18 protein-coding genes and 1 pseudogene are annotated in these 20,072 nt (G+C 59.4%); 10 read left to right on the top strand and 9 right to left on the bottom strand.

Annotated elements, in window-relative coordinates:
• Positions 1-45 precede the first annotated feature (45 nt).
• From AABF56_RS33970 to AABF56_RS33995, 6 genes are all read left to right on the top strand, one after another.
• Complete coding sequence (locus tag AABF56_RS33970) at positions 46-1,569, top strand: ABC transporter substrate-binding protein (RefSeq protein WP_272792149.1); 1,524 nt, start codon at positions 46-48, stop codon at positions 1,567-1,569.
• A 62-nt stretch (positions 1,570-1,631) separates the two neighbouring features.
• On the top strand, positions 1,632-2,603 hold the full coding sequence (locus tag AABF56_RS33975; RefSeq protein ID WP_272792150.1) for a carbohydrate ABC transporter permease: 972 nt from the start codon (positions 1,632-1,634) through the stop codon (positions 2,601-2,603).
• A gap of 7 nt (positions 2,604-2,610) precedes the next feature.
• A complete protein-coding gene (locus tag AABF56_RS33980; RefSeq protein WP_272792152.1) occupies positions 2,611-3,456 on the top strand; it encodes a carbohydrate ABC transporter permease in 846 nt (281 codons plus the stop codon).
• Positions 3,457-3,478: 22 nt separating this feature from the next.
• A complete protein-coding gene (locus AABF56_RS33985) occupies positions 3,479-4,555 on the top strand; it encodes an ABC transporter ATP-binding protein (protein ID WP_272792153.1) in 1,077 nt (358 codons plus the stop codon).
• Positions 4,556-4,602: 47 nt separating this feature from the next.
• The gene (locus AABF56_RS33990) at positions 4,603-6,120 is read left to right on the top strand and encodes a sulfatase family protein (protein WP_338341957.1); all 1,518 of its coding nucleotides are present in this window, start codon (positions 4,603-4,605) and stop codon (positions 6,118-6,120) included.
• A gap of 61 nt (positions 6,121-6,181) precedes the next feature.
• Positions 6,182-6,463: a hypothetical protein gene (locus AABF56_RS33995; RefSeq protein ID WP_272792155.1), complete on the top strand. Its 282-nt coding sequence runs from the start codon at positions 6,182-6,184 to the stop codon at positions 6,461-6,463.
• Between the two features lie 109 nt (positions 6,464-6,572).
• Here AABF56_RS33995 and AABF56_RS34000 read toward each other — a convergent pair whose 3' ends face one another.
• From AABF56_RS34000 to tnpB, 9 genes and pseudogenes are all read right to left on the bottom strand, one after another.
• Positions 6,573-7,550 carry an ExeA family protein gene (locus AABF56_RS34000; protein ID WP_024710159.1) on the bottom strand — a complete coding sequence of 326 codons (978 nt, stop codon included), beginning with the start codon at positions 7,548-7,550 and terminating at the stop codon, positions 6,573-6,575.
• Positions 7,550-9,202 carry an IS481 family transposase gene (locus AABF56_RS34005; protein ID WP_003501095.1) on the bottom strand — a complete coding sequence of 551 codons (1,653 nt, stop codon included), beginning with the start codon at positions 9,200-9,202 and terminating at the stop codon, positions 7,550-7,552. Before AABF56_RS34005 ends, AABF56_RS34000 begins: the two co-directional genes overlap by 1 nt.
• Complete coding sequence (locus tag AABF56_RS34010) at positions 9,195-9,791, bottom strand: recombinase family protein (protein ID WP_024710158.1); 597 nt, start codon at positions 9,789-9,791, stop codon at positions 9,195-9,197. The genes AABF56_RS34005 and AABF56_RS34010 overlap by 8 nt, the downstream gene beginning before the upstream one ends.
• A 346-nt stretch (positions 9,792-10,137) precedes the next feature.
• Entirely contained in the window at positions 10,138-11,058 is a 921-nt protein-coding gene (locus tag AABF56_RS34015) for a LysR family transcriptional regulator (RefSeq protein ID WP_003501100.1), read from the bottom strand.
• A 12-nt stretch (positions 11,059-11,070) separates the two neighbouring features.
• Positions 11,071-12,069 carry a phosphonate dehydrogenase gene (locus tag AABF56_RS34020; protein WP_003501101.1) on the bottom strand — a complete coding sequence of 333 codons (999 nt, stop codon included), beginning with the start codon at positions 12,067-12,069 and terminating at the stop codon, positions 11,071-11,073.
• 13 nt (positions 12,070-12,082) lie between these two features.
• Complete coding sequence (gene phnE, locus AABF56_RS34025; protein ID WP_006473411.1) at positions 12,083-12,889, bottom strand: phosphonate ABC transporter, permease protein PhnE; 807 nt, start codon at positions 12,887-12,889, stop codon at positions 12,083-12,085.
• A 70-nt stretch (positions 12,890-12,959) separates the two neighbouring features.
• Positions 12,960-13,808, bottom strand: coding sequence for a phosphate/phosphite/phosphonate ABC transporter substrate-binding protein (gene phnD / locus AABF56_RS34030; RefSeq protein WP_046802286.1), 849 nt, complete (start codon positions 13,806-13,808; stop codon positions 12,960-12,962).
• Positions 13,805-14,614 (bottom strand): phosphonate ABC transporter ATP-binding protein, encoded by an 810-nt coding sequence (gene phnC / locus AABF56_RS34035; RefSeq protein WP_006473175.1) that lies wholly within the window; start codon positions 14,612-14,614, stop codon positions 13,805-13,807. Before phnC ends, phnD begins: the two co-directional genes overlap by 4 nt.
• A gap of 220 nt (positions 14,615-14,834) precedes the next feature.
• Positions 14,835-15,017: pseudogene (gene tnpB, locus AABF56_RS34040) on the bottom strand (IS66 family insertion sequence element accessory protein TnpB); the annotation flags it as partial.
• A 319-nt stretch (positions 15,018-15,336) separates the two neighbouring features.
• Here tnpB and AABF56_RS34045 point away from each other — a divergent pair.
• From AABF56_RS34045 to AABF56_RS34060, 4 genes are all read left to right on the top strand, one after another.
• Positions 15,337-15,672 (top strand): hypothetical protein, encoded by a 336-nt coding sequence (locus tag AABF56_RS34045; RefSeq protein WP_272809247.1) that lies wholly within the window; start codon positions 15,337-15,339, stop codon positions 15,670-15,672.
• Positions 15,673-15,742: 70 nt separating this feature from the next.
• Positions 15,743-16,558: a CbbQ/NirQ/NorQ/GpvN family protein gene (locus AABF56_RS34050; RefSeq protein WP_052821337.1), complete on the top strand. Its 816-nt coding sequence runs from the start codon at positions 15,743-15,745 to the stop codon at positions 16,556-16,558.
• Positions 16,555-18,561, top strand: a complete 2,007-nt coding sequence (locus AABF56_RS34055) for a nitric oxide reductase activation protein NorD (RefSeq protein WP_272809246.1) — start codon at positions 16,555-16,557, stop codon at positions 18,559-18,561. Before AABF56_RS34050 ends, AABF56_RS34055 begins: the two co-directional genes overlap by 4 nt.
• Positions 18,562-18,608: 47 nt before the next feature.
• A complete protein-coding gene (locus AABF56_RS34060; RefSeq protein WP_272809245.1) occupies positions 18,609-19,757 on the top strand; it encodes a hypothetical protein in 1,149 nt (382 codons plus the stop codon).
• Positions 19,758-20,072: the final 315 nt, after the last annotated feature.

Raw genomic sequence — 20,072 nt, forward strand, 5'->3', positions numbered from 1 at the left:
ATTCAGCCACGCTCGTTTCGAGGTGGTCAGATGGGAGAGGAGACCATGATTAAAACCCCGTTTTCGTCCATGAGCCGCAGGCAATTCCTGGCAGGTTCGACGGCCCTCGGCACCTTGGCGCTGACCGGCGCCGGGGGCGCCCTGGCGCAGGAATTCACCATCCCCGAAGCCATCGCCCCGATCACCGGCGATGGTCCGTTGCGCTGGATCGATAGCGGCGACCAGAAGGCCGTGTTCTATCGCGCCTTTTTTCCTGAATACGGGGCAGCTCGCGGCATCGAGGTCGTCTATGACGGCCTGCCCTGGAACGAGATCGGCCAGGTGCTGCCGCTGGGCATCCGCAATGGCACTGCCCAGGACGCATTCTGCCTGCCGCTCGGCCTGCCGCCGGCATTCGCGATCAACGAGGGCTGGGTGCAGGCGCTCGACGACTACATTCCCGATATCGAAAGCTGGAAGGCTGGCTTCCCCGCCGGGGCGTTCCTCGAAGGTCTCAACGTATTCGACGGGAAAACCTACGGGCTGCCCTATACGTCGGCCCGCGTGACCTCGGCGCATGTGCTCTACAACAGGCAACTGCTCAACGATGCCGGATTTGACCCCGAAGCGGAGGCGCTGACCTGGGACAGCTTCCGCGAGGCCGCACGCAAGGTGACCGAGCTCAATGCCGGCCGCGCCTTCGGCTTCATCATGGGCGGAAACCAGGTCAACCGTTTCGCCGACATCACCCGCAGCCTCGCCAATATGGCGGGAACGGCCTGTGGCGATACCTCCATCGGCCTGGGCATCGACTTCCGCACGGGTGAACCCGTGTTTGACAGCGACGAATTCGTCGGCGCGGTCGAACTGCTCATCGCCATGCAGGCCGATGGCTCGGTCTTCCCCGGCGCCATGAGCCTCAACGCGCCGCAGGCTCGCGCGATGATGCCGCAGGGTGCCGCGGGCCTGATCCTGCAGGGACCCTGGAACATCCCGCAATGGGAACGCGAGAATCCCGATTTCGATTTCGGCATTGCCCCGACTCCGGCTCCCGCAGGGGCAACGGGCAATCTCATCGTGGGGGCACTGGCAGCAGCGTCCAACACGATGTTTATCAACAGCAAGGCCAAAAATCCGCAGGCAGCCGCCGACGTGTTCCATTACCTGGGCACCGAACAGGGCCAGATCGACTGGGGCAACGTCGTGGGTCCGTCTGATCCGCCGATTTTCCCCGCGGCGGCGACCAATTCGCAGATGTCCGAGCGGTCCAAGGCAGCCTTGGCCATGTTCGAGAGAACCATCAAGGTCGGCCCCAATCCGTTCGCTCGCAATCCGCAGTTGTCGGAAGTGGCAAGCCGCTACAAGGAGCCGACGCCGAACCTGGCGCTGACTGTGCAGGGTCTGTTCACGGCCCAGGTCTCCAACGTCAAGGAACAGCTCACCGCCTTGGTGTCGGCGACCAATGCCGCCCTCGACGAAGCCTTTGCCGCTGCCAAGGAGGCGGGGGCAGAGGTGAGCCGCGACGATCTGGTGTTCTCCAACTGGCGGCCCGACACCGACTATGTCGCGGCCGACTACGAAGCGCTCTAGCGCTCCTCCCAAGGAAGGGCCTGTCCGCCTCGGCGGATGGGCCCCACGACGCGAGTTGACCGATGGCCGATGATACCCTGACCGCCCGCCAGACATTGCCGATTACCCGGCCCGACAGCTTAATGTCCCGGCTATGGCACAGCCGGATCGAGTATCTGTTCCTTGTTCCGGGCATGCTGATCTTCGGCGCCTTCATCCTCTATCCGATTTTCGCCTCGCAGTATTTCTCGCTGCTCAACTGGTCCGGTTTCGACGCCAACCAGACCTTTGTCGGGCTCGCCAATTATGCGGAACTGCTGACCGACAAGTATTTTTGGGATGCGTTCGGGCGGTCGTTCCTGTTCACGATGAGCACGGTGCCGCTGCAAATGCTGGTCTCGCTCGTCTTCGCCATCATCCTCAATAACAAGCTCATCAAGCTCTCCACCCTGTTCCGCACGCTGATCTTCCTGCCGGTGGTGACGCCGGTGGCCGTAATCGGCATCGTCATGGCCATCATGCTCAGCCCCTTCAACGGGCCGATCAACCTGGCGATGCTGGACATCGGGCTGCTGGCGCGTCCGCTCGATTTTCTGGGCGACCCCAAGCTGGTGCTGTGGACGCTGGCAGGCATCTATGTGTGGAAATGGGTCGGGGTGACGATGGTCTACTGGCTGGCGGCCCTGCAGACCGTGCCGGCAGAACTCTACGAGGCCAGCAAGCTTGACGGGGTGAAGAACTGGCAGGTCACTGTTTTCGTGGTGCTGCCGATGATCATGCCCTTCGCCATCGTGATCGCCCTGATTTCGGCAATCGGCGCCCTCAACGTCTTCCCCCTGGTTCAGTCCATGACGCAGGGCGGGCCTTTCTTCGCCTCCGAGGTCATCGAGGTCTACATCTTCCGCAATGCCTTCGCGACCGCCGGCGCCGTGCCACGCCTGGGATATGCCAGCGCCGCCGGTGTGTTCTTCGGCTTTGCCATCATGGGTCTGACCATCTTGCAGATCGTTGCCGTGCGGCACCTGCGCAACCGGGAGAAGACCAATGCCGCGTGAGGCAAGCATGACGATCAGGCAGCCACTTGTCTCGCCGCGCGCCCGTCGCTGGATCGTTTCGGCTGCGCTCGCCGCTGTCTGCTGCCTGTGGGTCTATCCGTTGATCTGGATGGTGTCGGCCTCGTTCAAATCCAACGCCATGATCTTCGCCAATGAGGGACTGATCCCCAGCCAGCCGACGGTCGAGAACTATGTGAAGGCCTGGACCCAGGCCAATATCGGTGCCTACTTCTTCAACACGCTGTTCGTGACCATCGGCTCGGTCGCGCTGGTCACGATCTCGACGGCGATGATGGGTTACGTGCTTGGCCGCCGGCAGTTTCCGGGGCGCGGCCTCGTCTTCGGGCTGATTATCTTCACCCTGTTCGTGCCGCAGGGATACACCATCATCCCGGTATTCGACCTGTTGACCCGGCTGGGTATCGGCCAGTCGCTGTGGGGCGTGATGCTGGCCACGTCCGGCGGCTCCTTCGTGATCTTCGTGCTGCTGTTCGCGGGCTACTTCAGCCAGATGCCCAACGAGCTCGAGGAAGCCGCCAAGATGGACGGCGTGGGGTTCGTGAAGACCTTCTGGTATGTCATGCTGCCACTATCGCGGCCGATCGTGGTGACGGTCATTGTCATGCAGACGCTCTATGCCTGGAACGATTTCCTGCTGCCGCTGGTGGTGACGCTGGCCAACCCGGCGATCCGCACCCTCTCGGTCGGTGTCTACGCCTTCCGGGGCGAGAATTTCGTCGATTGGGGCGGCATGACCGCGGCATCCACCATTACCATCGTACCGGTGGTGATCCTGTTCCTCTTCCTGCAGCGCTATTTCATCGACGGTCTCGCCGGCGCGGTGAAGGGCTGACTCTAACAACGGAGAGACCACCATGTCTGGCGTCAGTCTCAGAAACGTCAAGAAAGCCTATGGCAACACGCCGGTGATCCATGGCGTCGATATCGAAATCAACAAGGGCGAGTTTGTCGTTTTCGTCGGCCCGTCCGGCTGCGGCAAGTCCACGCTCCTGCGGATGATCGCAGGCCTTGAGGAAATCACCGGTGGAGACCTGCTGATCAACGACCAGCGCGTCAACGACGTCGATCCGTCCAATCGCGGCGTCGCCATGGTGTTCCAGACCTACGCGCTCTATCCGCATATGAGCGTTGACCAGAATATGGGCTTCGGCTTGCGCATGAACGGCATGCCCAAGGCGGAGGTGGCGGGGCGCGTGATGCGCGCCGCCAGGATCCTGCAGATCGAGGAATTGCTGGACCGCAAGCCGCGCCAGCTCTCGGGCGGCCAGCGGCAGCGCGTCGCCATCGGGCGGGCAATCGTGCGCAACCCGCAGGTGTTTCTGTTCGACGAGCCGCTGAGCAATCTGGACGCCGAATTGCGCGTTGCCACGCGGCTCGAGATCGCCAAGCTGCATCACCAGCTTGCCGGCTCCACCATGATCTACGTCACCCACGACCAGGTCGAGGCCATGACACTGGCCGACAAGATCGTGGTGCTGCGCAAGGGCGTGGTCGAACAGATCGGCGCGCCGATGGAGCTCTATGAAAGGCCCGCCAATCTGTTCGTCGCCGGCTTCATCGGCTCGCCCCGGATGAATCTCGTCAATCTTACCGGAGCCGGCAGCGCCAAGGCGGCGCCGGATGGTTCGCCGGTGGCGATGGCGGGGCCGGGCGCCGAGAATGCCGTGGTGCTGGGCATGCGGGCCGACCAGATGCGCATCGTTGCACCCGGTGCCGGAACCATCGACGGCACGGTCAGCGTGGTCGAGCGGCTGGGCGACGCCGAGTTCGTCTATGTCCGCACCGGCTGGGACCAGGAACTGGTGGTGCGCGTCGATGGCGGCACCGACTTGCCGGTGGGGCAGGCCGTCGGCCTCGCCTTTGCGGGGCGCACGCATTTCTTCGACGCCCAGGGCAAGGCGCTGGACGGCCTCAGCCTGCCAAGCGCCTGACGATTTTCACAAGAGGCAAACCCTTGCAGCCAAATATCATTTTCATCATGTCGGACGATCACGCCGCGCGGGCCATTTCGGCCTATGGTGGCGGACTCAACCACACGCCGAACCTGGACCGCCTCGCCAATGAAGGCATGCGGCTTGACCGGTGTTATGTCACAAACTCGATCTGCACCCCCAGTCGGGCGGCCATCCTCACCGGCACATACAATCACGTAAACCAGGTCACGACGCTCGATACCCACATCGACAACCGTCTGCCCAACGTCGCCAGGCACTTGCGCCAGGGTGGGTACCAGACGGCAATCTTCGGCAAATGGCATCTGGGTGAAGGCAAGGCACATGAGCCGACCGGATTCGACCAATGGGCAGTCGTGCCGGGGCAGGGGGTCTATTACGATCCGGTGCTGATCGATAAGGATGGTCCCAGGGTCCACCCGGGCTACGCCACCGACATCATCACCGATATCAGTCTCGACTTCATCAAGGGCCGGGATCCGTCGCGACCTTTCTTTCTGATGTGCCACCACAAGGCTCCGCATCGCAATTTTGTCTGCGACCACAAGCACGAGGACATGTTCGAGGGTGAAGATTTGCCTCTGCCCGAGAGCTTCTCGGATGACTACGCCAATCGCGCCGTGGCCGCCGCTGCGGCCAAGATGCGCATTCGCTCGGACATGACCTACGACGACCTCGGACTGATCCAGCCCGAGGGTGGCAGCGAAGTTGGCGACCTGATGTTCCCGCATCCCTTCGTGCAGAACCGCAAGGTGCCCGATATCGAGGATGGCGGCTCGATTACCCTGATCGATGCGCGTACCGGCAAGAATTTTACCTTTACCGATCCGCGGGCACTGGCTGAGTTCAAGTACCAGCGCTATATCAAGCGCTACCTGCGCACGGTGCAATCGATTGATGACAATGTCGGCCGGCTGCTTGACTATCTTGATGCGGAGGGCCTCGTCGACGATACCATCGTCATCTACACCTCCGACCAGGGTTTCTTTCTGGGCGAACATGGCTGGTTCGATAAGCGCTTCATGTATGAAGAGTCGTTGCAGATGCCGTTCCTGGTTCGCTATCCCAAGGCCATCAAGCCAGGCAGCGTCAGCAAGCAGATCGCCATGAATGTCGATTTCGCGCCGACCTTCCTCGATTATGCCGGCATCCGCATCCCCACCTACATGCAGGGCGCCAGCATGCGGCCGGTCTTCGAAGCGACGGCGGGCGATGACTGGCAGGACGTCGCCTATCACCGCTACTGGATGCACAAGGATGTCATCCACAATGCCTTTGCCCATTACGGCATCCGCGACCACCGCTACAAGTTGATCTACTGGTACAACGATCCCTTGCAGCAATTGGGGGCTACTAGGGGCGATGAGCCCCCGGAGTGGGAGTTGTTCGACTGCGAGGCCGACCCCCATGAATTGCATAATCGGGCAAATGACCCTGAATTTGCCGGTATCTTCGCCGACATGGTCGGAAGGCTCGATGCCAAGATGGCCGAGATCGGCGACATGCCCGAGCATGACAGCCGGATGGTGCTGTCCGGAAGGTGACGACAGGTCAGGTTGGTCGCCTGCCCGTCGGCAAGGGCGGGTAAGGCCCAGGAAGGTTAGTATGAGCGATCCCCAGGACCGGCAGAACCGGCCCGGTGACTCGCCGCTGATTGCGGGAGTAGACGAGGCGCTGCAAACCTCTGGTCGAGTCTGGGGCGCCGTGCTGGCCTGGTGGAACGCGAATATGGACGAGGCCGGCCTGCCGGCGCGTCTCCGCACCATGGTGCGCCGGCGGGAAAGCTGGCTGGTGCTTCTGGCCATCTTGATCGGCATAGCTGTAGCGGCTTGCCAACATAAGCGCCTCTGCTCGCAAACATCGGCATTTTCTGCTCGAATTATCTGACAATGGAGCGGGCGTCGTGCTCACGCTCCCTGCCAATGTGCTCGCAAACATCCGGGTCTGCTTGCAAACATCCCCCACGTGCTCAGATTAATTGCCAGCGACGGCATGGTCAAACCGGGACGCCTGCCTGTCGTAGTTGCTCGGTCAGCTGACGGGAATATTCGGGATCAAGGGTGCCCGCCAGGAAGGCGCGGATATCCGACGGCCGAGCATTGAGGTGCGTGACCAGAGCCGTCGCATCGTAACCATTTCGGGTCAACGTCGGTTCGAGATCGTCGATGGCGCGGGACAGGACCTGCTCGACGATTTCGGCGGTAACCGGCTTGGCGCCGAGGCGAAAGCCCTGCTCGAATGCGAGGGTGAGATGCATCTCGATCTGAAGCGGCGTGCGCAAACGTTCGGCGATGAGGTCGATGGCTTCTTCCTCGAGGAGTTCGCCAACCTTTACGCCTTCGGCCGCACAGGCGCCAAGCAGCCAGGCAACATAGTCGCGGCGCGCGGAGCCGATCCCCTCGTAGTCAAAAATGGTCGTGCGGTAGCCAATCTCCTCCATTTGCGGCCGGCGCAGATCATTGCGCAACCGGGGATGCCCGACAAGAAGTACGGAAAGGAGCACGCCGGCGTCGGCGACCACCTCCATCAGTCGCTTCAGGCCGGTTAAGGTCTTGTGGTGCAGGTCATGGGCCTCGTCGACCACGAGGACGATCGGCCGTTTGCCTTTTTTCATGATGTCGCGCAGGTCGCGCTCCCGGCGCTCGGCCTGCTTGGGGATCTTGACCTGCGCACGATCGCCGGGAGACAAGTCGTAGAACAGGGCTTCAATGAGCGATGGCAGCGAAGTGCGCCGCTTGTCGACCGCCAGCGATTTGGCGAGTGCGACCTTGCCGGCTTTGGTGAGTTCGGCCTCGATGCGGCGCAAAAGGTGGGTTTTCCCCGAACCGACCAGGCCGGAGACCACGACAAGCCGACCGGTCTGGACGGCCGCACACACCTCGCGGATGATCGTGCGCTGATGCTCGGTCTCAAAGTTGCCGGCCCCTTGGAAAGGCCGGTCGAGGCCGTAACTGGATTGAACGTCAGCGAGCATCATTCTTCCTTTCTTCGCGCCTGGAAGCGTTCGCGGATACGGGCCGCGATCATCTTTTTGTCGAGTGTTTCTCCAAGCAGTTCATTGATGAAGGCGCGGTCACCGGCATTCATCGCGCCGATCGGCCGGCCGAGCTGGTCGGCGATGGCCCCACGGGCTGCGAGGCCATTTGGATAAGCGGTCTCTATTGCGGGTTCCGGAAACGGTGTCCGCCGTACACTCAGCCCAGCCGTGGTCGGGGGCAGCGAAGGCAATGGACGATCCCCGCCGGTGACCGCGGCGCGGGGGAGCCCAAGTTGGTCTGCCAGGCGCACCACCTTGTCGAGCCGCTCTTCGAGCTTGCTCTTCTGGTATTTGCGATAGCGAAAGAGGGGAACCGCCCCGCGCGAAGGTTGGAATGGACCGAAGCGCTTGCCCTCATGCTCGACGAACAGTTCCTGATCGAACAGGCCCCAGAGCAAGGTCACCGTTTCGCCGGCAAGTTCGGGCTCGACCTCATAGGATGCGCCTTCGACCGATACGGTCGCGTCTCCAGCAACCGTCCGTCGTTCCGGTTCGCGCGCAAAGGCGCAGAACCGCTCCCAGGAGCACATCGCCCGCACCCCGTCAGGAGGAAGATGCCGCAGCCAATCCTCGATGCGTGCATGAGACTCTGTGCGATGGTCGCCGTTATTGTAGGTGACCAAGGCGCGCCTGAGCCAAAGGTTGGCTTCCTCTTCGTCCTTCGGCTTGTGGAAATGATAGAGGGTCTCGTGCACTTCCTTGATCGTGCGAAACGGCCGCTCGACCTTGCCTTTCGCTCGCGCCGGCGTGCGCCGCTCGCTGTCCGACGGGGGCATATGCGTGAGAACCCGGACACCAAGGCTACCCATGACGGACTGGAAAACGCGCGAGCGGCTCACCGGCCCGTTATCCATATGGATGGTCGTTGGAATCCCCTGAAGCGGCAGTTCCGGTTCAGGCTTGGCGGCGAAGGCATTGTAGAGAAAGCGCAAGGCGGACTCCGCGTCCTCGCCGTAGACGGAGCGGTATTCCTGATAGCTCGCGCCGGAGCGATCATCGACCACGGAGAACAGCATCAGCGTCGGCCGGCCGCGCCCTTCCTCGACCCAAAGCGGCGCTTCCACCTGCTTCAGGTCGGACGGGCTCATGTCGAAGTGCCAGAGTTCGTTGGAACGCCGCGCCTGGAATCGGACGGCAGCCACCGGGCGGGTGACGCGCGCATAATCCAGGCCGGAAACACGCAGCAGCCGATCGACCGTTGCGCGTTTCAAGATGCCGGGCGGTGCACGGACCAGGCCATCGGGCGTCACCACGCCGTCTTCCTCAAGCAGCTTGATGGCGCGCGCCGTGGAGATATGCCGCCCCTTCCGGTTCGCCGTTCTGATCTTCAGGGCCGCGATGATTTCGGCATAGGTTTCCATCTCCGGCTGCGGGGCGATCCGGGAGGTTCCGTGATCGGCGCGCCGTACGGATTTCGGGCGGTTCAACTCCCGCAGCGCCCGATACAGGGTCCAGATCGAGATGCCGTAGGCATCGGCGGCACGAGCAACAATCTCGGTACGGCCTGGATCACGGGGAGAAAGCAGCGACAATCGGCGTCGAAGATCGACAAGAGCCTCTCCGGGCGGCCGCTTTCTCCGCTCAGCCATGGACGTCCTCGGATTCCACTGTTTTGGGAGAGCCACCCTTCTTGCCGATATGACGATAGAGGGTTGCAACAGAAACCCCCATGCGCTGCGCAATATTGCGTACCGGTATGCTGCCTTCCTTCATCAGGGCGCGCGCCGCGGCAATATCGCCCGGGCGCATCGCGGGCGGGCGGCCACCCTTGCGGCCACGTTGCCGCGCCTCGACCAGTCCAGCCGTCGTGCGTTCGCGGATCAGAGCACGTTCGAACTGGGCGATCGCACCGAAGACATGGAAGGTCAGCATGCCGCCCGGCGTCGTCGTATCAATGCTCTCGGTCAAGGACACGAGCCCGATCTTCGCGCGCTCCAACTCTTCCGCCGTCGCGATGAGCTTCTTTAGCGATCGCGCCAACCGATCGAGTTTCCAGACAACGAGCGTGTCACCAGTGCGAAGCACGTCGGAGAGAATTCGGCCCAATTCCGGGCGGTCATCGCGAGCGCCTGACCCGCGCTCGGTAAACACCTTCTCGCAACCGGCGCGTCTCAGCGCCTCAAGCTGAAGCTCCGGATTTTGATCGATCGTGCTGACCCTGGCGTACCCGACCCGCATAGCCATCCAAATGTTCTTGAAAGTCGTTGGACACATAGCATTTTGCGACAACCGTTTCTATAACAGTTTTGAGAAGATTCCATCGCGCCATTCAAGGGGCGTGACGGCATGCGCTATGGCATGCTCAAAAACCCTCGTTTATGACAAACGATCCATGGAAACCAACTATGTGTCTGACGGCCGAATATTCGCGACATGGAGCAGGGAACCTTACGCATCGAAAATCGGGCGGTCCCCGATCTTGTCCCCCTTGTATGGGATACTCCGGGAATTGAGGCGGCGATACCAAAGGATGCGGTCGGCCAGGCCGTTACCATGTTCGAGCCGCAGGAATGCGCCAACTACTTCAAATCTTGCGGATATGACCCCGAGTAATGTGGACGTGCTCTAGGTCACCCAGAGGGGCGCTCGCATCGAGTATAACCTTAAGCGCGATTGCTTCCGGTGAACCATCCTCCATATGTACGGGATGTACAGCCCACACAGACTTTTCGAGAACCACATTCTCAACAGAAACCTCATAAAGCCTACCCGACGCGAGCTCATCGAGGACAGTGCTCCTCATCACGATCGAAATGCCGAGACCAGCTCGAACTGCATGCTTCACAGCCTCAGTGCTCCCGACATTGAATGAGATTGGGAATTGCTCTGCCGCTTGGCCGAAGGCCTCGCGGAGCACGGATCCGGTACCGGTTCCACGTTCTCCGCCAATGAGGGACTCTTGAAATAACTCTGCCGCTTCAATTGTTTTTCGCGTCCTCCAATTATGCTGTGGGGATACGATTATTACCAGCTTTTCCTTCCGCCAAAGGCGGGCTTGATATCCTTTTCGATCGTCCCACCATTCGGTAAAGGCTAGATCAATCTCCTTCCTCAAGAGCTTTTCGATGATTTCAGGATTTGAGGCAACGGCCACCTCAGGTGGCCGGCCTTGAGCATCCTGTAAACGCTTCAAGTGGACTGGCAAAATATAGGTACCGATGTTAGTACTGGCACCCAACGTAATCCGGCCGCTGTGCAGGCGGTCCAGAGATCTCTTCGTGACGGTCAAAAGGCTGCGTGCGAATGGCAAGAATACGAGCCCTTGCCGAGTCGGCACACACTTGTCCTTCCTCCTCTCGACCAGCCGCACCCCTAGTATATCCTCCAATCGTTTCACATTATGTGAGACAGTCGGTTGGGATATCTGAAGCCGTCGCGACGCCTCGTGAAAGCTGCCAGTTTCGATTACCTCTATGAATGCTGCGACATGCGAAAGGCTAAACATTACTTTCTCTAATCAAGGAATTAGTTGAACCTCGTTAATTGCCGCACGAGGTCTTCGGCCTTGGACAAAATCTATAATGTTGTCAGCAGCCTCGTGCTCGATAGCCAAACGCGACTTCGCCACTGCTGAGCCTATGTGGGGTGTCAAGATCGAATCATGTTCGCGATTGAGGAGACCCCCGTGGACCTTGTCAGGCCGGTCGGGTCTGGCCCAGTCCTCCATCTCATAAACATCAGCGGCGTAGCCTCCCAAGCGCCCCGCCTGCAATGCAGCGACAACAGCCTCTTCATCAACCACGCTTCCGCGTGCAGGATTAATAAGAAGTGCTCCTTTGGGCATTTTGGCGAGTTGTTCAGCGCCGAGGAGATGCTTCGTTTCGGCCGAAAGCGGGAGTGCACACACAAGAAAGGTAGACGACGAGATCAACTGGTCAAATTCAAGAGGCTTTACGTTCAGTCTGATCTCATCGGCTTTGTCCAGGGATTGACGATCCCAGTACGACACAATGGCGCCGAAGGTACTTAGGCGCTGTGCTATAGCTTTTCCGATCGCTCCCATCCCTAAAATGCCGATTGCTGTGCCCTGCAGCCCAAGGCCGTAAAACCGAGGGCGCCAACCTTTGTAATCCCTCCTGACGCTCTTGTCGCCTGGCAGAATGTGCCGCCCAAGAGCAATCATCAGACCGATTGTAAGTTCGGCTGTCGGGTCAGTGAGAAGATCGGACACTATCGTGACGTGGACTCCACGCTGCGTGCAGGCTTCGATGTCGAAGTTATCGAAGCCTTTCAGCGCACATGCCACAAGTTGAAGATCGGGAGCGTGCGCGAGTACAGACGCGTCGATCATGTCCGGCATGAACGCCATCATCGCCTTGGCGTCGCTCAATTCTGCGAGCAGTTTCTCGCGGGGCCATGTATCATCAGTATCGTTGCAAACTAAACGAGCGTGGGGAGATAGCTTTGAGATAATCTCCTCGTGGACGCGATGGGTGATTACTACCTTTGGGAGCATTTAATTTATCCTTCTATTGCAGCTGGCGGCGGAGGAGAGCGCCGACCTGGTCAACGATGGTGACCATCAGAAGGACAACGAGCATGATCGCAAGAACCTCCTGATAATTCATGATCCGGAGGGATGTCATCAACTCGAAACCGATACCACCAGCTCCCACAGTGCCCAGGATTGTCGAGGCGCGGAAGTTGTACTCCCACCGATAGATGGTCACATCGGCCAATTGCGGTAGAACTTGTGGCAAGATCGCCCGCGTCACGATCTGGAACGGCGACGCACCAGCTGCGCGTGCGGCTTCTATAGGCGCATTATCGCAATGCTCGATCGCCTCCGCAAAGAACTTGCCCACCATGCCAACCGAGTGAAGACCAAGAGCCAGCACGCCTGGGAGCGCTCCAAATCCCACTGCCGCCACGAAGACGATGCCCATAATCAGCTCCGGGATCGACCGTAGACCATTCAACAATCCACGCGAGATCATATAGATGACAGCGTTGGGTGCTGTTTTCCCTGAGGCGAAAAAGCCAACTGGAAGTGATATCAGTACCGCGATCGCAGTCCCAGCTATACTCATCGCCAGAGTGTCGATGAGAGGGCTGATCCACTCCAAGCCTCGGTTGAAATCCGGGGGAAACATTTCCGTACCGAGCTGCCAGAGCGCAGGAAACCCAGATCCCAGACGCTCCAGATCAAGAAGACCGGAGTGATAACTGCTAACAATGATCACACACGCAATTGCCAACGCGATCACGCCAGCTCTGGTCCAAGCTTTGTTTTGATGTTGAAGGATAGAGTCGTAGTCGGCCGACGGCTGTGTCATCACATATCCTGGAAGAAAGGACGCAGGCCAGCGCCTGCGTCGAAAGGTGAGAAACTGTCTCGAACGCGCCTTACTGACTCAGGTCCAAGTTCAGCACTTTACCGAGCTCACGGACGACGTCGTAGGCTTTGTCATCGATCGGAGCGAACCCATCGGCTTTGAAGGATGCCAATACCTTTTCGTCTTTAAGGTCGATGAAGGCTTTGGTGATCGCCTCTTTCAACGAAGTGTCAAGATCCGACCGCATGGTCCAGGGGTACTGCGGGAACGGATCGGACTCGGCGAGGGCGATAACTTTCTTAGGATCAATGGTGCCACGAGCGACCATTGAATTGTAGATGGGCAACGAAAGTCCGCCAATCTGAGCATTGCCATTCTGCACTGCAATAGCCACGGCATCATGCGACCCTACGAAGTTCTCGCTATAGTCTTTTCCAGCCTCAACTCCGGCCTTAAGCAGCATAGATTTCGGGATAAGGTGGCTTGAGGTGGAAGCCACGTCCCCAAACGCGACCTTTTTCCCTTTTGCATCTTCAAGGCTTTCGATGCCAGCCTCTGCATTGGCGACAACTACAGCGCGATAGGTAGTTTCGCCATCCTTCATAACTGCTGCGAAAGGCTCGATATCAGCCTTGGTTTTCGCGAGCGTGTAAGAGAGCGGCCCGAAATAAGCCAACTCAAGCCGGCCGAAACGCATCGCTTCGATCATTGACGAGTAGTCGGTCGTTACGATCAGTTCAATCTCCCGACCGAGTGTCTTCTCAAGATACTCCTCGAGAGGACGATTGTTTTTGATGACAGTGGCGGCGTTCTCGTCCGGTAGCAACGCGACGCGCAATGTCTCTGGATTTGAGCCAGCATGCGCCAACGAACTCCAGCCAAGAACGGCGAGGAATGCGAGGGACAGAAGCTTCTTCATAATGCGGCCTCCATGGCAGCTAAAGGTTGATCATACTCGTAGTTGGACAAATCTTGTGTTGTGGTCGGATTTCTTGGGGCGCTGCGGTAGATCGACGCACACATTTGATCGGTCAGTTCGTCGACAGCGGCGTCCGCAACCACTTCCCCGTCGCGCATAGCAATGACCCGGTCGCCGAACCGGCGAGCTAGATCGATCTGATGAAGGCTGATCACAGCAGTGATGCCGTCGGCTGTGCATATTTCGCGAAGCTGCGACAGGACCTCGACAGCCGTTTCAGGGTCCAGACTTGCAACGGGCTCATCTGCAAGGACCAGTTGGGGCTTCTGGACCAGCGCGCGCGCAATGCCCACCCGTTGCTGCTGACCGCCGGATAGTTGATCCGCCCTGACGAGAGCCTTATCAAGAAGGCCTACGCGTTCAAGGCATTCCAACCCCAGCCTTCGATCCGAACGCGGCATAGGGAACAACGTACGCCAGCCAGAGTGGTAGCCCAGGCGGCCCGTCATGACGTTGTCGAGCGCGCTCAAGCGCCCTATGAGTTGGTGCTGCTGGAATATCATCCCAGTTCGCCTTCGGTGAATGCGAAGCTTAGTTTCCGCATCCAGAGCACCAATATCGTTAGAAGTGATCGAACCAGACGTCGGCGCAACCAAGCCGTTGAGTGTCCGGATGAGGGTAGATTTGCCTGCGCCGGATCTACCGAGGAGCACGACGAACTGACCCTGGTTGAACGTCAATGTCGTTGTCTTCAAAGCTTGGGTGCCGTTGGCATAGGTCACGGCAACTCCGTTCAGAGCCAGCATCACAATAATCCTGATCGTTAGTGGTGCATCGATTGAATATTTGCATCACTATGGGCGACATATGACGTCCGTTTATCAGGCTCGTGAAACTTCAATGACAGCACTTAAACTCAGCTCTACCTCCTCGCGTAGCTGCGATGGAGAAATTTCACCCAGAGCCGCCTGATCATGACGGCCCGGTCCCAATTCTACACCACCTTGACGGATGCTATCCCATATTCGGCCAGATAAACCGGCCCTTCTCCAGCCGCCGGGTAAAAAGGCAGGCGCCCAGACCATCATGCCAGATGATCTTCAAAATATCCGATCTGCGGCCCCTGAAGACGAAGAGATGCCCTGACAACGGATCATGCTGCAGAACCTCCTGCACCCGAAGCGCCAAGGAGGGAAAGCCACAGCGCATGTCCGTATATCCGCGCCTTCCTGGCGGGCACCCTTGATCCCGAATATTCCCGTCAGCTGACCGAGCAACTACGACAGGCAGGCGTCCCGGTTTGACCATGCCGTCGCTGGCAATTAATCTGAGCACGTGGCGGATGTTTGCAAGCAGACCCGGATGTTTGCGAGCACATTGGCAAAGAGCGTGAGCACGACGCCCGCTCCATTGTCAGATAATTCGAGCAGAAAATGCCGATGTTTGCGAGCAGAGGCGCTTATGTTGGCAAGCCGCTACATATAACCACGAGTTCTTCGATGTCCTGACCTCGTACGCCAACGTTATCATGCCCGGCGTCGCGAAGACCGATCTGCATGCATTCTGGGAAAGCCAGAAGGCGTACGACAAGCTCGACTGGGAAACCAAACTGCACGAGCATGCCTGGCTCGTGGATATCGGACCAATGCTCTCGGAGCCCGCGATCCGCTTCGAGGGTATGGCCGGGGAATGCATCTGGGGCTGCGCATGCTGGGTCGTCGTTCCCTACGACCAGCTCCGCGGCGACAAGCTGCCCCCGCCGAACCGCAAGGTCATCCGCGAGGAAGCCATCGCCATGATGACCAAGACCGTCGTCAAGACGCCCGGCGGCGAAGCCAAGAAGCTCGCGAAGGCTCACGCCTGATCCGACTTCACCTACACCGAAGCCCGGAGCCGCGCCCGAGCGCGGCTCCGAACCAGAAGGGCGAGGGCAGATGCACGAAAAACTCCAGTCGTTGATTATCGAAGACGAACCGTACTACCGCAGCAGCGGGAACGAGGTCGCCCTGTTCAGCGCCGCGATGAAGCGCAAGCTCCCTATGATCCTCAAGGGCCCGACAGGTTGTGGCAAAACCCGGTTCGTCGAGCACATGGCCTGGCGTCTCAAGCTGCCGCTTATCACGATGGCCTGCAACGAGGACATGACGGCTTCCGATCTCGTTGGACGCTGGCTCCTCGATGCCGAAGGTACGCAATGGCATGACGGCCCTCTGACCACGGCCGTGCGTTATGGCGGCCTATGTTATCTGGACGAGGTCGTCGAAGCTCGCCAGGATACGACCGTCGTCATTCATCCACTGACGGACGATCGCCGTATCCTCCCTCTCGACAAACGAGGAGAGGTCGTGAAAGCCCACCCGGACTTCCGCTTGGTTGTTTCTTACAATCCGGGGTACCAGAGCGCGGCGAAGGATATGAAGCAATCGACCCGGCAGCGCTTCGGAGCGATCGACTTCGATTTCCTGCCGCAGGCGGTCGAAGTCGAAGTGGTAGCGCACGAGAGCGGCGTCACTCCGGAGATAGCCACGAGACTGGTCTCCGTTGCGACCCAGTCGCGGGCCCTAAGGGGCAGGGGACTGGACGAAGGTATCAGTACCCGGATGCTCGTCCACTCCGGCTCTTTGATCAGTGAGGGCATCTCTCCTCACGACGCCTGCGCGCTGGCGATGACCGCGCCGCTAACGGACGATCCGGATCTTCAGGCGGCGATGAGCGGCTTCGTGGAGGCTCAGTTCGGTCCACGCCCATGAACGCCCACTTCGAAGCAATTCAGGGTCCGGTGTCCGCGAAAAAGCTTGGCATGCTTCGCGACATCGATGACGGTGCATACGACGCGCTTATAAGCGCGATGCCGTTGCTATCCGACTATATTGAAAACGATATCGATCTGGCAGACCTGGCTGGGCTGTTGTTGCAGATCGCTACCGAAATGCCGGAGGCGGCTCGTGCATTCGCGCACCGCATCGGCTCCGATCCTGCCTTGGTCGGGGATTACCACGGCTTGCGGCGGTGGGCGGTCCATGGGCTGCAGAAGCATCGAAACGATATAAAACGCATGCTTCATCACTTCGAACGGGGCAGTCCGCACGCGTTTTCAGATGAGCAATCTGCGAACGATACCGAGGAATTGCTGCTGAAACGAGGAGCTCTTCTTCACTACCTCGCTGGATTCGGTTTCGGCGACTTCTCGATCGACCTACACGAGCCCGAAGTCGATGGAGGTCACACGCATTCGGTAACGATAGAAGACGGCGTCATCCGGTTTCCACGTTGCCCGGAAAGCGGCACGGTTGATCGCACGCTTCTGCTTCGCGCCAACATCGCGCACGCGGCAGCTCACCTACGTCATTCTCCGTTAAGACGTCCGATCGGAAATCGCAGGCCAAGTCTGGTGGCTATGACGGCGCTCGTCGAGGACGCTCGCGTGGAGCGCCTCATGGTCATTGACTATCCTGGCTTGAGGGCGCTGTGGGGTGCCTTCCACACCGCGACCCATGAAGTGAACGGTTTCGATTTCGCAGGCCTGTCGGCCCGCTTGGCGCGCGCTCTGCACGACGATGCCTACATTGATGCGAACCCGTGGGTCAGCAAGGGGCGCGAGCTATTCGATGAAGCCGTCTCAAAAGGACTGGACGATGTCCAGGCATTCGACCGCTTGGCCCGCATGCTCGCAATAGAGCTCGGCAAAATGCGCATCGAGCCTTTATCTGGGTATCGTCCGCAACCGATATATCGAGACGACAACGCGATCCTCTGGGGACCGGATACCGCGCTTCCGGAAGATAGCGAGCGTCATTCGGATATCGAGATCGTTGATGCGCTCCAGGATGGCGAGAAGGCTGAACGGGATGTCGAGGGGATCGACGTCCGCCTTAGGTACCGTTACCCGGAATGGGATCATCGCCTTTCGGAACTACGCGAAGGGTGGGCCACCGTCGTGGAAGAAGAGTTGCCGCGTAGGAAGACCCGGCCTTCGCTTCTACGGCCTGCGCAACCGAGGATCACTCTCTCCGCGTCCGCACGGGTTCCGGATAGGGCGATAAGGCTGACCCGGTTAACCGAGGGCGACGAAATCGACCTCAATGTCGTCGTTGAGAACGTGGTTCAACAACGGGCTCGGCTATCCCCGGACGGTCGCATCTTCTGTCGCCATGGTCGTCGTCGCAGGTCCACTTCAGTCGTTTTGTTGATGGATTTTTCCATATCCACGGAGCGCTTTGTGCCCGGCAGCTTTACCAAAGTCATCGACGTCGAGAAGCAGGCTGCGCTCGTCATCGCCGAGGCGATGGAGGCCCAACACGACCGCATAGCCATTCACGGTTTTTCCTCGAACGGACGACACGAGGTTAACTACCGGAGGATCAAGGATTTCGACGAGCCGTTCGGGGAGGAGGCTCGTTCCAGGCTGGCCGCATCTGCAAGCCGCCACAGCACCCGGATGGGCGCGGCGATCAGACATGCGACGGCGCTTCTGGAAGCCGAGGCCGCCGACCACAAGGTCGTCCTTCTCCTAACCGATGGCGAGCCTTCCGATATCGACGTGGCAGAAGACGACTATCTGGTCGAAGACGCCCGCGAGGCGGTCGTCAGCGGCCTGTCGCAGCGGGTCAGAACGTTCTGCGTCACACTCGACCGCCGCGCCGATCACTACGCGCGTCGCATCTTCGGCCAGCGTAATTTTCTTATCACCGAGCGCGCATCGACGTTCGCCAACAATACGAACAGGACGCTGACACGGCTCCTCGCCCTGTGAGCGGAAACTTGTGAACGCCTTACATCAACGAGAAACCGGAGGAACAAATGACAGAGAGCAAACCCACCGCCGCACCGGAACCACACTGTGTCCACGTGATCGGCATAGGTCGGACAGGAGCGGTTTACGTCGAGGCCTTGCTTCGGACCGGCGAGATCGAGGACAATCTCGTCAACGAAGGAACGACTTTCGCTTCACTTGTTGTCGACGTTGGTGAAGATCACATGCAGGTCGCGAATGATTACGCGCGGTCTTTCAAACCGAGAATGGCGTCGCGTGGCATACCTGCTGACCGTTACCTTCACGAGAACGTCGTGCTTACGACCCCGGAAGCCGGGGCTATCGGAAAGCAGCTTGCAGCCGGCCTTCAACTGTTCGCCAACAAGGTGAACGAAGCCAAACATCCTTCGACCGTGTTCGTCGCCTGCAGCCTTGCCGGGAAAACCGGAAGCGGGATGGTGGTGAATATAGCTCGTGAACTGAAGAAACTCGGCCTTGGTGACAACGTTCGGATCGCCGGCGTCGGTCAGCTCAGCCACAGCGGTGACGGAGAATACAGCGACAGCGTCGATCAGACGAAAGCGCTGGACGAGATCGACGCAACCTGCAGCGCGGTGGAAAACAACCCGTTTTCGGGCGGGTTCTATGTCGTTCCGTCCGAGCACAGCTGGCAACGCCTCACCGTCTACACCACGACAGGCGTGAAAGAGGTACGCCAGTCGTTCAAGCAGATGGTCACCAATCGGTTTGTGGCGGACTCGTTCATGCGGTGGGCTGTGTCCGACAACGCTTCGCACCTCATCCGCATCATCAAGCGGTGCGGCGGCAAGCTCAACATGTTCGGCATCGCGAAGTTCAGCCATCCTGGCGTCCAGGTACTTCCGGGACAGGCGCGATCGATCTGGGATGCCGTGTTGCAGCAGTGGATTTCGTTCGTGCCGCAGTACTTGGGTTTGAAGGAAGGTTTCAAGACCGACAGTGTCGAAGTCCATATCTATGCCGCGCGGGATATGCGCATCGACGTGATGGAAGCCGAACTCAAAGACATCCTGGTTTCGAACTACCTCAAACAGGGCAGCTCGGACTACCAGGCCTACAAGAACGAGTTCTTCGATGAACTGACCTCGTACGGCAACATTATCTTGCCGAGTGTCGGGAAGAACGATCTCACGTCGTACGGTCGCTCGAGCGGATGATCGGCTAGCGGGGAGTTGGAGCGGACCTGATGGGTCAAGGATCGCTCCAGACGGAGGAGGCGGGTTCAGCCCGAATTCTCCTCCTCCGTCAATCGAAGCGATCGGGCCTTTGGGTTATGACACGATGAGCGGAAGCTGAAGGGCGTGGTTGCTGGCCACCCTTTACAGCCATGCGCGGTATTAGATTTTACAATCACGCAAACTTTTTCACCGACATCGGTGTGGAGCTGAAAGATGAGCGAGACGTGCTGAGCCTCAAGATCAATGGGATCGCGGGCCTGTTCTCGTATGCAGTCGGCTCGCTTCGACGAGCCG

The organism is Shinella sp. WSC3-e, from assembly GCF_945994535.1.
GTDB lineage: Bacteria > Pseudomonadota > Alphaproteobacteria > Rhizobiales > Rhizobiaceae > Shinella > Shinella yambaruensis.

Excerpts from the sequence above, each read along its gene's own strand:
- AABF56_RS33970 (WP_272792149.1), top strand. The coding sequence starts at position 46 with ATGATTAAAACCCCGTTTTCGTCCATGAGCCGCAGGCAATTCCTGGCA.
- AABF56_RS33975 (WP_272792150.1), top strand. The coding sequence starts at position 1,632 with ATGGCCGATGATACCCTGACCGCCCGCCAGACATTGCCGATTACCCGG.
- AABF56_RS33980 (WP_272792152.1), top strand. The coding sequence starts at position 2,611 with ATGACGATCAGGCAGCCACTTGTCTCGCCGCGCGCCCGTCGCTGGATC.
- AABF56_RS33985 (WP_272792153.1), top strand. The coding sequence starts at position 3,479 with ATGTCTGGCGTCAGTCTCAGAAACGTCAAGAAAGCCTATGGCAACACG.
- AABF56_RS33990 (WP_338341957.1), top strand. The coding sequence starts at position 4,603 with ATGTCGGACGATCACGCCGCGCGGGCCATTTCGGCCTATGGTGGCGGA.
- AABF56_RS33995 (WP_272792155.1), top strand. The coding sequence starts at position 6,182 with ATGAGCGATCCCCAGGACCGGCAGAACCGGCCCGGTGACTCGCCGCTG.
- AABF56_RS34000 (WP_024710159.1), bottom strand. The coding sequence starts at position 7,550 with ATGCTCGCTGACGTTCAATCCAGTTACGGCCTCGACCGGCCTTTCCAA.
- AABF56_RS34005 (WP_003501095.1), bottom strand. The coding sequence starts at position 9,202 with ATGGCTGAGCGGAGAAAGCGGCCGCCCGGAGAGGCTCTTGTCGATCTT.
- AABF56_RS34010 (WP_024710158.1), bottom strand. The coding sequence starts at position 9,791 with ATGCGGGTCGGGTACGCCAGGGTCAGCACGATCGATCAAAATCCGGAG.
- AABF56_RS34015 (WP_003501100.1), bottom strand. The coding sequence starts at position 11,058 with ATGTTTAGCCTTTCGCATGTCGCAGCATTCATAGAGGTAATCGAAACT.
- AABF56_RS34020 (WP_003501101.1), bottom strand. The coding sequence starts at position 12,069 with ATGCTCCCAAAGGTAGTAATCACCCATCGCGTCCACGAGGAGATTATC.
- phnE (WP_006473411.1), bottom strand. The coding sequence starts at position 12,889 with ATGACACAGCCGTCGGCCGACTACGACTCTATCCTTCAACATCAAAAC.
- phnD (WP_046802286.1), bottom strand. The coding sequence starts at position 13,808 with ATGAAGAAGCTTCTGTCCCTCGCATTCCTCGCCGTTCTTGGCTGGAGT.
- phnC (WP_006473175.1), bottom strand. The coding sequence starts at position 14,614 with ATGCTGGCTCTGAACGGAGTTGCCGTGACCTATGCCAACGGCACCCAA.
- AABF56_RS34045 (WP_272809247.1), top strand. The coding sequence starts at position 15,337 with ATGCCCGGCGTCGCGAAGACCGATCTGCATGCATTCTGGGAAAGCCAG.
- AABF56_RS34050 (WP_052821337.1), top strand. The coding sequence starts at position 15,743 with ATGCACGAAAAACTCCAGTCGTTGATTATCGAAGACGAACCGTACTAC.
- AABF56_RS34055 (WP_272809246.1), top strand. The coding sequence starts at position 16,555 with ATGAACGCCCACTTCGAAGCAATTCAGGGTCCGGTGTCCGCGAAAAAG.
- AABF56_RS34060 (WP_272809245.1), top strand. The coding sequence starts at position 18,609 with ATGACAGAGAGCAAACCCACCGCCGCACCGGAACCACACTGTGTCCAC.